The sequence below is a fragment of the Longispora sp. NPDC051575 genome, assembly GCF_040681875.1.
In the GTDB taxonomy this organism is placed as follows: Bacteria; Actinomycetota; Actinomycetes; order Mycobacteriales; family Micromonosporaceae; genus Longispora.
Window position 1 is genome coordinate 114,924 of sequence record NZ_JBFAZP010000002.1, and the last position, 11,720, is coordinate 126,643.

10 protein-coding genes are annotated in these 11,720 nt (G+C 71.3%); 2 read left to right on the plus strand and 8 right to left on the minus strand.

Annotation, left to right across the window (positions count from 1 at the left end; translation table 11 throughout):
• Positions 1-15: 15 nt before the first annotated feature.
• The 5 genes from AB0M43_RS04480 to AB0M43_RS04500 form a co-directional block, all read right to left on the minus strand.
• Positions 16-2,853 carry a glycoside hydrolase N-terminal domain-containing protein gene (locus AB0M43_RS04480; RefSeq protein WP_363721120.1) on the minus strand — a complete coding sequence of 946 codons (2,838 nt, stop codon included), beginning with the start codon at positions 2,851-2,853 and terminating at the stop codon, positions 16-18.
• 291 nt (positions 2,854-3,144) lie between these two features.
• On the minus strand, positions 3,145-4,077 hold the full coding sequence (locus AB0M43_RS04485; RefSeq protein ID WP_363721121.1) for a hypothetical protein: 933 nt from the start codon (positions 4,075-4,077) through the stop codon (positions 3,145-3,147).
• A gap of 119 nt (positions 4,078-4,196) precedes the next feature.
• Positions 4,197-6,149: a S8 family serine peptidase gene (locus tag AB0M43_RS04490; protein ID WP_363721123.1), complete on the minus strand. Its 1,953-nt coding sequence runs from the start codon at positions 6,147-6,149 to the stop codon at positions 4,197-4,199.
• 363 nt (positions 6,150-6,512) lie between these two features.
• On the minus strand, positions 6,513-7,286 hold the full coding sequence (locus AB0M43_RS04495) for a DUF1206 domain-containing protein (RefSeq protein WP_363721125.1): 774 nt from the start codon (positions 7,284-7,286) through the stop codon (positions 6,513-6,515).
• Positions 7,287-7,326: 40 nt separating this feature from the next.
• Positions 7,327-7,821: a TspO/MBR family protein gene (locus AB0M43_RS04500; protein ID WP_363721127.1), complete on the minus strand. Its 495-nt coding sequence runs from the start codon at positions 7,819-7,821 to the stop codon at positions 7,327-7,329.
• A gap of 188 nt (positions 7,822-8,009) precedes the next feature.
• Between AB0M43_RS04500 and AB0M43_RS04505 the strand changes: the two genes are divergently transcribed.
• Positions 8,010-9,431 (plus strand): PepSY-associated TM helix domain-containing protein, encoded by a 1,422-nt coding sequence (locus AB0M43_RS04505; RefSeq protein ID WP_363721128.1) that lies wholly within the window; start codon positions 8,010-8,012, stop codon positions 9,429-9,431.
• A 317-nt stretch (positions 9,432-9,748) separates the two neighbouring features.
• Here AB0M43_RS04505 and AB0M43_RS04510 read toward each other — a convergent pair whose 3' ends face one another.
• From AB0M43_RS04510 to AB0M43_RS04520, 3 genes are all read right to left on the minus strand, one after another.
• Entirely contained in the window at positions 9,749-10,048 is a 300-nt protein-coding gene (locus AB0M43_RS04510) for a hypothetical protein (protein WP_363721130.1), read from the minus strand.
• Between the two features lie 93 nt (positions 10,049-10,141).
• Positions 10,142-10,519: a hypothetical protein gene (locus tag AB0M43_RS04515; RefSeq protein WP_363721132.1), complete on the minus strand. Its 378-nt coding sequence runs from the start codon at positions 10,517-10,519 to the stop codon at positions 10,142-10,144.
• A complete protein-coding gene (locus AB0M43_RS04520; protein WP_363721133.1) occupies positions 10,512-10,715 on the minus strand; it encodes a hypothetical protein in 204 nt (67 codons plus the stop codon). Before AB0M43_RS04520 ends, AB0M43_RS04515 begins: the two co-directional genes overlap by 8 nt.
• Positions 10,716-10,965: 250 nt before the next feature.
• Between AB0M43_RS04520 and AB0M43_RS04525 the strand changes: the two genes are divergently transcribed.
• Positions 10,966-11,712 (plus strand): DUF5919 domain-containing protein, encoded by a 747-nt coding sequence (locus AB0M43_RS04525; RefSeq protein WP_363721135.1) that lies wholly within the window; start codon positions 10,966-10,968, stop codon positions 11,710-11,712.
• The last annotated feature ends 8 nt before the right edge of the window (positions 11,713-11,720 follow it).

Here is an 11,720-nt window from a genome sequence, read left to right on the forward strand (position 1 = left end):
CGCCACCACCGGACGTCAGGCCGGGATCATCCGCCACTGCTGGCTGCTGTCCCCCGTGTCCGTCTGCTGCACGACCGCCGCCGAGTCCGCCGTGGAGGAGCCGGCCACCCCCACCACCTTCCCGCTCTTCACGCTGACCACCTTCACGTACCCGCCCCCGGCGTCGGCGAGCCGCCACCGCTGGTTGGTGGCGCCGGTCGCCGTCCACTGGATGATCGTCGCCCCGTCGGCGGCGGACCCGCCGTTCACGTCGGCGAGCAGCCCCGAACTGACACTCGTCACCGTGTACTCCCCGCCGCCGACGTCCGCGAACCGCCACCGCTGGTTCACGGCGCCGTGCTGGGCGTACTGGATCAGCGCGGTCCCCGCCGTCTGCGAGGCCCCGGGTACGTCGATCGCCTTGCCGCTGCGCCGGTTGACGAGCACGAAGTCGCCGGAGAGCCGGGGCGGCGGGGTCACCGTGACCGAGCCGCCGGGCGCCAGGGTGACGGTCTGGCTCCAGGCGCCGTACCGGACGACGGTGGAGGTGCCGCCGACGCTGCGGAGGGTGGCGGAGGTGGCCTGGCCGGCCGCCCAGGTCAGGTCGACGACGAACCCGCCCCGGGCGCCGATCCCGGTGACCCGGCCGGCCGTGGCCCAGCCGGACGGCAGCGCGGGCAGCAGTTCGATCACGCCGGGGCGGGAGTAGAGCAGGGTTTCGAGCATGGCGGTCGGGGTGCCGAGGTTCGCGTCGATCTGGAACGTGGCCCGGTTGCCGAAGCTGTACATGTCGAGGAAGTTGCGGGCCGTGCCGTTGCCGAAGTTCACCGAGGGCCGCATGGCGGTGAGGATCAGCTGGTACGCGCGGGACGCGTCCTTCAGCCGGGCCCAGCACAGGGCGCGCCAGGCGACGGCCCAGCCGTAGGAGTCCATGCCCCGGGCAGTGAGCAGGTTGCGTACCCCCGTGATCAGGTTCGTGGGGCTGTTGTCGACCGTGATCCGGTCGCCGGGGAACAGGCCGACGAGGGGCGAGAGGTGCCGGTGGGTGGTCTCGCCGAGGTTGGCCGGGGTCATCCACTCCTCCAGCCAGCCGGTGGAGGGGCTGACGACGGGCAGGTAGAGCTTCGCCTGGAGACCGGCGACGGTCTGCGCGAACGCCGCGTCGCGCCCGAGGGCCGAGGCCGCCGCCTGGTACTGGGCGAACAGCGCCCACACCAGTTCCTGCGCGTAGGTGATGCCCTTGGCGTTCGTCGGCCCGTGTTCCGGGGACCAGTCGTTGTCGGCGATCAGGACCTTGCCGGTGCCGCCGGCCGGGTCGTCGACCAGGAGCAGCCGCGACTCCCAGAACTGGCAGGCGCCCTTCAACAACGGATAGATCTTCGCCAGGTACGCCTGGTCGAGGGTGTACTCGTAGTGTTCCCACAGCGAGTTGCACAGCCACGCGTTGCCGGCCGGGTGCCACCACCAGCCCATCCCGCCGTAGATGTTGGTGGAGATGGCCGTGGTCCAGCCGGCGATCCGGCCGGTGGAGTTGCGGAAGCCGTTGCGGGGGTCGTTGAACAGGGCCTGGGTCTGGGTGGTCCACGAGGACAGCTGGGAGACGCAGTAGTCGGCGAACGCGGCGAAGTTGCCGCCGAGGCCGGCCCGGTCGGCCAGCCAGTAGTTCATCTGGACGTTGATGTCGGTGTGGTAGTCGGCCATCCAGTCCGGGTTGTTGCGGTCCAGCCACAGGCCCTGGAGGTTCATCGGGACGCTGGTCCGCGAGCCGGTGATCGTCAGGTAGCGGCCGAACTGCAGGTAGCTCGCCTCCAGCTCCGGGTCCGACGGGGCACCGGCGACGGCCCGGTCGGTCAGCCGCGCCCAGGTGTCCTTGGCCCGCTGCGCGGCGGTGGAAGTGCCCAGATCAACGGCCATCGTCTGGTACTGCGCCTGGTAGTCCGCCACGTGCCGGGCCAGCAGGGTCGCGCCCCCGGCCGTGGCGGCGGCGGTGGCCCGGGTGCCCGCGACCGCCTTCGGGTCCACGGCCGGGTCCTTGAAGCCCTTCGCCGGGTCGGGCACGTAGTTGGTGCCGCCACTCAGGACGATCAGGACCTCGGTGCAGCCGGTGAACGCGACGTTCGCGCCGCTGACGGTGACCGTGCCGCCGGCGCCGACCAGCTTGGCCACGGCACCGTACCTCAGGCCGTTGGCCAGGGTCGCCCCGAACGAGGCGGTGCCGGCGGACGCGGTGGTGGTCTCGCCGTGGGTGCCGTTGAGGGTCAGGGTGCCGGTGTGCGAGCCGCCGCCGCTCTGGGTGAGCCGGACGACGAGCACGTTGTCGGGGTGGCTCGCGTACACCTCGCGGCGGTAGGTGACGTTCTGGTACGTGTAGGCCGTGGTCACCAGGCCGTTGCTGAGGTCCAGGCGGCGGCGGTAACCGGTGACGGCGGACATGGGGTGGGCCGGCAGGGCCAGGTACACCTTCGCGAGCAGGGTGTTGGACCCGAAGTCGTTCACGCCGTACGGGAACTGGCCGTCGCCCTGGAGGGTCGCGTTCAGGCCGCCCGTCCACAGGGTCGCGTCGGCCAGGTAGAGGAAGTCGCGGGCGGGGTCACCGCCGACCAGGGCGCCGATCCGGCCGTTGCCCACGGGCAGGCCCTCGGAGATGATGGCGCTCTCGGCGGCCGGGGCCGGGTACCACAGCTCGGTGGCGGTGGCCTCGGGCACGAGGGCCGCCGGGGCGGGGGCGGTCGTCGCGGTCGGGCCGGTCGGGGCGGCGTGCGCCGGGGCCGGCAGCACCCCGCCCAGGGCGAGGGCCGCGCCCGCCGCGCCGGACGTCCGGAGGACCGCGCGGCGGCTGGGGCCCCGGTCCGTCCCGTAGTCGTTGTCCGCCATCTCGCCACGCTCCTGTCGACGTCCGGATCAGTGCCGCTGAAACTAGGCAGTGATCCGATCAATGTCAATGGAACGCGAATCGCGCGTCGATGAATCGCCAGGAATGGCGACTGTCATCCGATGACTTGTTTTCCCTGGTGGGAGGCGGCGTTCGATCGGCGACCCGTGACGAACAGGTTTCAACAATATGGCACTCGAATGAACAAGCCGTGCGCGAGTCCGCAGGGTGGGTGCGCGTTCGCGCACGCGGCGCGCGGAGGCCGGATCGCCCCCGGCGCACGGGGCTGGCCTCTAGTCCCACTCCCAGCGCAGCCCCACCAGCCCCGGCGCGATGTCCCGATCCACCAGGTGCGCCCCGTGCGCGGCCCCCACCCACACCTCGCGGACCCCCTGGTCGGGCGCGTTCTCGCGCCGCCGGCTGTACCGGAAACACCGGGCCGGCAACGCCTCCGGGTCGAACTGCACCTGGAGCAGGTAGTCGCCCGCCTCGGCCGGGAAGGCGCGGTGGTAGTGGTCGGAGAGGGCGCCGGGACCGAACCGCAGCTCGTACTCGATGGCCGCCGTGTCGCCCGTGCCCAGCACCCGGTCGAAGATCAGTTCGGCGACGAGGAACTCCCCGCCGGGGTCGGTCCGGGACCGGCCGATCCGGCAGTTGCGGACCGGGTGCACCGTCGGCAGCCCGCCCTCGCCCTCGTCGTTGTGGTAGACGAACACGCTGCGGGACACCTTGTCGGCCGTGGCGCGCACCACCGCGCGGGTGGCGAGGGTGACCGCGCCACGGTCGGGGCCGATCACGAACAGGTCGTGCATGCTCACCCGGTGCAGGATGTTGTGCACGGGGGTGTTGATGGCCGCCAGCAGCTCCGCCAGGCCCTTGGAGTCCGACCAGACCTCGGCCATCTCCATCGTGCCCGGCGGGTGGTCCAGCCAGCGGCCGCGCGGGCGGCGGGGGCCGAGCTGGGCGGTGAGCGCGTCCGCCGGCAGGCCCAGGATGCCTTCCAGCGCCCCCACGGCGCGGAGGGAGGCGGGGCGCTCGGGGCGGCTGCGGCCCCGGCGCCAGTAGGCCAGCGTGGTCTGGCTGACCATGATCCCCTGGTCGGCGAGCCGGGTCTGGATCTCCTCCATCCGCAGGCCGCTGGCCTCGATGGCCAGGTGCAGCGCGGCGGAGAACGGCCCGGTCCGCAGCACATGGGCCAGTTCCCTGCCGATGATCTGCTCCCGCATTCCAGGAGTATCCACCCCGGGTCACGGATTGTTAAGGGTTGATCCAGTAGGTGGGCGGAACCGGCGGCACGGCCGGCGCGCTGACCACGCGCCGGCCGTGTCCTCCCGGAGGGGGCTTTCTAGGAGGCGGAGATGGTCACGTCGTCGACGACGAAGCTGGTCTGCAGGTTGGAGTCCTCGACGCCGTTGAACTTCAGCGTCACGGTCTGGCCGGCGAACTGCTTGACGTCGAACACCTTCTCGGCGTACCCGGCCGCCTTGTTCAGGTTGGAGTAGGTCGCGACCGTGGTGCTACCCAGCGTGACGGTCAGCTTGTCGTAGGCCACGTTCTCGGTCTCGGCCGTGTCGATGTGCAGCCAGAACCGCAGCGTCACCGTCGCGCAGCCCGAGGGGATGGTCACCGACTGGGACGCGTAGTCGGTGTGACTGCCGCCCTGGCCGCCGAGCCACGCGTACCGGCTGCCGCCGTGCGCCGCCTGCTGCGACCAGCTGCCGATCACGTTCGCGTTCGCCGTCCACGGGGTGCTGCCGCTCTCGAAGCCGGTGTTGCCGACGACCTGGGTCGCCGTGCAGCCGCCCGAGCCGCCGATGGTCCAGGTGAACGACGCGTTCCCGGTCTTGTTGGCCGAGTCGGTGACGGTCACGGTCACGTTGTTGGAGCCCTGGGTGGTCGGCGAGCCCGTGATCTTGCCGGTGCTCGACCCGATGGACAGGCCGGCGGGCAGACCCGAGGCGCTCCAGGTGTACGGCGAGGTGCCGCCGGACGCCTGCAGCTGCAGGTTCGCGGTGCCGCCGACGGCCGTGGACTGGTTGCCCGGGTTCGTCACCGACGGGTCGGTCGGGGTGCCGCCGCCGATGAAGGCGGTGTAGAGCAGCACGTTCGGCGAGCCGGAGTTGATGCCGGTGAGCTTGCCCGTGCTGCCGTTGTTGACGAGCGCGTCGCGGACCTGCTGCGGGGTGGCGTTCGGGTTCGCGCCCAGGTAGAGCGCGACGGCGCCGGCCGTGTGCGGGGACGCCATCGACGTACCCGTCATGGTCGCGGTGCCGGTGTTGCTGCTGTACGAGGCCGAGATGATGTTCGTACCCGGCGCCCAGATGTCCAGGCAGGAACCGTAGTTGGACTGCCCGGTCCCCGTGTACCGCGCGTCCGCGCTGGTGCTGTTGCCGACCGTGATGGCCGCCGGCACCTTCTGCGGGCTGAAGTAGCACGAGTCGTCGTTGTTGTTGCCCGCCGCCTGCACGAACTGCACCCCGGACGCGATCAGCGCCTTCACGGCGTTGTCCAGGGAGTCGCTGCTGCACCGGCTGCCGCAGCCGACGCTGTAGTTGGCGACGGCCGGCTTGACCGCGTTGTTCTTGATCCAGTTCATGCCGGCCAGGATCTGGTCGTCCTCGCCGTTGCCCTGACAGTTCAGGATCCGCACGGAGACGATGTTGGCCTTCTTGGCGACCCCGTAGGTGGTGCCCACGGCGGTGCCGGCGACGTGCGTGCCGTGCCCGTGGCAGTCCGCCGGGTTGGAGTCGTTGTCGATGAAGTCGTAGCCCTGCTTGACCCGGCCGGTGAACTCGGAGTGGTTCGGGTTGAGGCCGGTGTCCAGCACGTACACCGTGACGCCCTGGCCCGGGTTCGACGGGTACGTGTAGGACTTGCTCAGCGGCAGGTCCCGCTGGTCGATCCGGTCGTCGCCCCAGTTCGGCGGGTTGTTCTGGGTGTCGGCGATCCCCATGGTCTGGACCTGCTCGACGTAGGCGACCGAGGGGTCCGCCGCCAGCCGGCGCGCCTGGGACTCGGTCATCCGCGCCGAGAAGCCGCCGAGCACCTGGTCGTAGACGTACCCGACGGAGCCGCCGAACTTGCCGGTCAGCCCGTCCGCGCGCGACCGGACGGCCGCGGCGGCCGCCACGCCCGCCGGGGCGTCCTTCAACGCGACGATGTACTTGCCCGACACCGCCGTCGGCGCGCCCGCGTTGCGGATGACGCCCTCGGCGGCCTGGGCGGCGGGCCCCGCCACGGCCACGAAACCGATCGTGACGGATGCCGCGACGAGCACACCCGCTGTTCTGTTCCTCATGCCTGGTTCTCCTCTGAGGGGTGGGTCGTACCAGGCAAGCAAGGTATGGACCGGCGGTCCGCGCGCGACAGGTCGGACAGGACTTCGGCGGAACTGCTGTTCCAAAACTGTTTTTTGACAGAAATCTTCGAGGGGGCGCGGGGTGTGTTCGACCCTTTCGCGCCGGATGTCGACCCAGCAGGGCATTTATTCGGGTACCGGGGGCCGGCGGTTCCGGTGTGTGGCCCCGGAACCGGGGGCTGTGGAAGGCGGGGCGCGCCGGGCTGCGCTGAGGCCCCATGGGGGCTGGCGGTGCCGTAGCCCGGGCGGGCTGGTCCGATCTTGCCCGGGCGGGGCTGGTCCGATGTTGCCCGGGCCGGTGGCTCAGATCTTGCGGTAGCGGGCCTGGGCCAGGCCGAACACCCCGTACGCGGCGAGGCCGGCGGCGACCAGGCCGAGGAGGAGCGTGCCGTGCCGCTGGGCCGCCAGGGTGCGCAGCGCCTCGTCGAGGCCCCGGGACTTCGCCGCGTCGAAGGTGACCGCAGCGGCGACGACCAGCGCGCCGACGATGCCGTAGGCCAGGCCCTTCGCGGCGTAGCCGACCCGCGCGGACCACGTCACCCAGGTGGGCGTGCGCGACAGGTGCTTGGCGTAGCGGTCGCTCAGCCCGTACCAGACGAGGGCGCCCGCGCCGACCACCACCGCGACCCCCAGCAGGCCCACCAGCCACTGCCCGCCCGGGTTGGACAGGACCTTGGCGGTCAGGGTCTGCTGCTGGTCGGCCTTCGACCCGCCCTGGCCGAACACGAGCTTGCCGGCGCTGAGGGCCAGCGCCCCGTAGATGACGGCCCGGCCGACGGCGGCGACCCGGCCCCACGCCCCGTGGTCGCCGACGGCCGCCTCCAGCCCCTGCCAGACGACCAGCGCGAGGAACCCGAGAGCGACGGCGACCAGCGCCGCGACCCCGAACGGGTGCTCCGCGATCGTGGCCAACGCGCCGGACTGGTCACCCTCCTTGTCGGGCCGGCCCAGGGCGATCTGGGCGGCGAGGAAGGCGACGAGGAGGTGGGTGACGCCCCAGCCGACGAGTCCGGCGCGGGCCCAGAATTCGAGGGTGTCGCTGTCGGCGGCCTGGCGTGCGGGGTTACGGGGGGACATGGAGAGTGGTTGCCCGTTCCGGGCCGTGGCCAAACGGGGTTCAGTTGGCCCACCAGATCGCGGCGTTGAGCGCGGTGGCGAAGGTGACCCACGCCCAGTACGGCAGGAGCAGCGCGGCGGCGGGGCGCGACACCGCCCGGAACAGGACGACCGTGACCCCGATCGCGCACCACATCGCCACGATGACGATCAGCGCCAGACCGTAGCGGCCGAGGCCGAAGAAGACCGGGGTCCACAGGGCGTTCAGCACGAGCTGGGTGGCGAACAGCGCCATGGCGGGGCCGGTGAGCCCGGTGCGCCGCCACACCAGCCAGCCGGCGACGGCGATCATCACGTACAGCACGGTCCAGACCGGTCCGAACAGCCAGGCCGGGGGTGCCCAGGACGGGCGGTCCAGGGTGGCGTAGTCCTCCGCGGCGGTGCCCACGCCCAGCGCGCCGATCGCGGCGGCGGCGGCCACCACGACCCCGAAGGCCGCGAGGCCCAGCCAGCGGGCGAGTTCGGTGCGGGGCCGGGCGAGCACAGAATGGTTCATCCCGGACACCTACCCTTCCCGCGTACCCCCGAAACGGTTCTTCCCTCGGTCTTCGCGTCGTGTGCCGGGGCCGAAAAGTTCCCGGCGGACCCCGTGGGCCACGTCACCCACCGGCCGGGAACTGGACCGGGGCGGGCGCCGACTGAAGGGGCAGCGTCCGTGTTCCCCTCGCCCCGCTGGAGTCCGCCGTGTCCACTGCCCTCTCCCCGACCGCTCCCCCGGACCAGTCCGACGGGCCGGCGGCACCGGTGTGGTCGATCCTCCCCCTGCTCCGCCGCCTGCACTTCTACGCCGGCGTCCTGGTCGCCCCGTTCCTCCTGGTGGCGGCCCTGTCCGGCCTGCTGTACGCGTTCACCCCGCAGATCGACGACCTCGTCTACGGCGACGTGCTCACCGCGTCCAGCACCACGGGCGGCACCCGCCCCCTCGCCGACCAGGTCGCCGCCGCCCAGGCCGCGCTCCCCGCCGGCACCGTCACCGGCGTACTGCCCGCCGAGGGCGACGCCACCACCCGGGTCGTCTTCGCCCTGCCCGGCCTCGACGAGGACCACCGGCAGACCGTCTTCGTGAACCCGCACACCGCCGCCGTGCAGGGCCAGCTCACCACCTGGTTCGGCTCCACCCCGGTCACCACCTGGCTCGACGGCCTGCACCGCCACCTGCAACTCGGCGAACCCGGCCGGCTGTACTCCGAACTCGCCGCCAGCTGGCTGTGGGTGATCGCCCTCGGCGGCCTGGTGCTGTGGCTGTCCCGGCAGCGCACCGCGCGCCGCCGGGCCCGCGCGGTCCTCCTGCCGGAGCGGGGCGCTCGCGGGGTACGCGGCACCCGGTCCTGGCACGCGAGCATCGGGGTGTGGGTCCTGGTCGGGGCCCTGGGCCTGTCGGCGACGGGCCTGACCTGGTCCACGTACGCCGGGGAGAACTTCGGCGCGGCCCTGGAGACCCTGCGCGCGACCGCCACGCCCCTGGACACCGGCCTGCCGGGCGGCCCCACGGCCTCGTCCTCGGGCGGCCACGAGGGCCACGGCGCGGCCGGCGCACCCTCCACCGTGGACCCCGCCACGTTCGACAAGGTGTACGCCGCCGCCCGGTCCGCCGGCCTCGACGGCCCCCTCGAACTGGGCGTGGCCGCCGAGCCGGGCACCGCGTGGACCGCCACCCAGGTCGACAACACCTGGCCGGTCCGCCGCGACCAGGCCGCCGTCGATCCCGCGACGGGCACGGTCACCGCGCAGGCGCACTTCTCCGACCGCCCGTTCCTCGCGAAGCTGTCCACCCTGGGGATCCAGGCGCACATGGGCCGCCTGTTCGGCCTGGCCAACCAGCTCGCGCTCGCCCTCCTGGCGGTCGGCATCGCGACCCTGATCGTCCTCGGGTACCGGATGTGGTGGCGCCGCCGCCCGACCCGCGCGGACCGCCGCGCCCCGCTGGGCGCCCCGCCGGCCCGGGGCGGCTGGCGGCAGTTGCCGCTGTGGGTGCTGATCCCCGGTCCGCTGGTGGTCGTCGCGATCGGCTGGGCGATCCCGCTCCTCGGCCTGAGCTTGCTCGCCTTCGTCGTCCTGGACCTGCTGCTCGCCGTGGCCCGCCGTAGGACCGCGCGGGCGCTCTAGGCCTGGGTGGGCAGCTCCCCGCCCACGGGCTGGAACACCACGCCCGAACGATCCGTTCGCTGTGGGAACCGCCGACAGGGAGCGCCCTACAAGAAGCATCCGGGACCGGGAGGTCCGGCGACGACTTCGCACGTGTGCGTTTCGGATCCGGAATCGGTGCCCGGGACGTCGGGATCGGCGCGACCGTCGATCCCGACGTCCCAGGCATTTCCGCGTCTTGGGCGGCGCTGCTTCTCGGCCGCCGCTGCGTCCCGGGTGGCGCTGCGTTCCGGGTGGCTCTCCGTCCCGGGTGGCTCTCCGTCCCTGGTGGTCGGTGCCTACCCCTGGGTGTACAGGTCGTTGATGTAGAGGACCCAGTCGGTGCCGTAGCGGTAGGGGTCCGGCTCGTAGGCGCAGTAGTACTGGTTCGACCACGACTGGGCGCGGTAGTTCTCCCCCGCCCAGAAGCAGTGACCGTCGGTCGGGTGGTAGCTGTACGCCGACCACGGCTCGGGCCAGCTGATGGCGGCGCTATGGCCGGACTGCGCCGCAGGGGCGGGTGCGGCCGTGGCCGGGGTGGCGCCCGGGATCACCAGGGCGGCGGTGACGGCGGCCAGGGCGAGAACACGTTTGAGCATGATGCACGCTCCACTGTAGAGGGTTGCCCGAAGGCTCCCACACCCTCCATACCCGGGTACACCACCCACTCCACTACTGACACTTTCCTGACTTCACCAACCGTCGCCACGTCCATCGACGTACCCGCCGATCCGGATCGAAGTCCCGAACGGGTCCGCGACATGCGGGTCCACCCAGACGACCTCGGACCGGCCGCCGTGCCCGTGCACCCGCATCAGGTCGTCCATGGAGTCGAACACGCAGACCTGCGCCACTCCGGTGGTCGTTCCCAGCCAGCGCAACACGACCCGGTCGTCGGACCACGCGACGCCGTAGGCCACGATCCCGACGCCGCTGACCCCGGTCGGATCGTCCCACCGGCGCATCGCGAACCTGCGCGGCGGTGGGACGAACTCCGGGGCATCGCCATCGCGCGCCCCGTGCGACGCAGCGGCATCCCCTATCCGGGCGGCGGAGTAGTAGTCACCCACAGTCCATCACCCTCACCGCGTCGCGTGCCGTGTCCGCCGGCCAGCAGGGGAACGACTGGCCGATCTCCGAGGCCACCGCACACCCGAGGCACAGGTCCACGCCCTCGGCGGGCCGGTGCACCTCCAGCACCAACTCGGCCAGCAGCCGGATCAACGCCTTGATCGGCGACACCTGCGTGGTCAGCTCACCACTCATGCCGACCTCCGTCCCACGTACCCATCTCCTGCCGCCCTTTCCTGTGTGAATGGGCGGCTCCCCGCCAGTGGGCTGGAACCACCACCGCCCGAACCATCCGATCGACGGGGAAACCACCAACGGGGAGCGCCCTGCACTCGATTCCACACGGAGCGTCGTCGCGCCACGACCACACCTCGGGGACTTCTGGGACGTTTTCACCTAGAGTGAAAACGTCCCAGAAATTCCTGCGCCAGAAGCCGGGGCCGCGATGAGTAATGATCAACTTAGAGCTGCCCTCGCGCGTGCCGGCCTGAGCTCCGAGAAGCTGGCCCGCAGCGTCGGGGTCGACGCCAAAACTGTGGACCGCTGGCTGGCTGGGCGCGTTCCCCATCCGCGCACCCGGAGCGCCGTTGCGGAATGCCTGGATGAGCACGAGCGTTTCCTGTGGCCGGATGCCCCGTCCCGAACCTTCGCCAACAAGAAAGTGGGCGCTGAAATCCTCTCCGCCTACGCCTATAGGTCTGACCTTTCGACCGACCGGTGGTGGGATCTGATCCAGTCTGCGGATGAGCGGATAGACCTTCTCGGATACACCCTCTATTTCCTTCCCATGCAGCACCCACAGTTCGTCAAGGTGCTGGCACGCAAAGCTCATGCCGGCTGCAGAATTCGCATCGTGATGGCCGATCCTGCCTCACGCCACGTGGCCGACCGTGAGGCAGAAGAGGATGTCGCGCTCACAATCGCGGTGCGAATCCACACCACACTGAAGTTCTTTGCTCCGCTCCGGAGGCAACCCGAGGTTGAGATGAGGTTCCAGGACGTGCCGCTCTACAACTCCGTCTTCCGGTTTGACGGGGAAATGTTGGTCACCCCGCACCTCTATGGCACGCAAGGCTCGCAGGCACCACTGCTTCACCTGCGGAATCTCGGCGAAGACGGACTGTACTCACGATTCGAAGAACACTTCGATGCCATCTGGGAGAAGTCGCTCCCCATCCCGGATGGATCCTGAGGTCCACC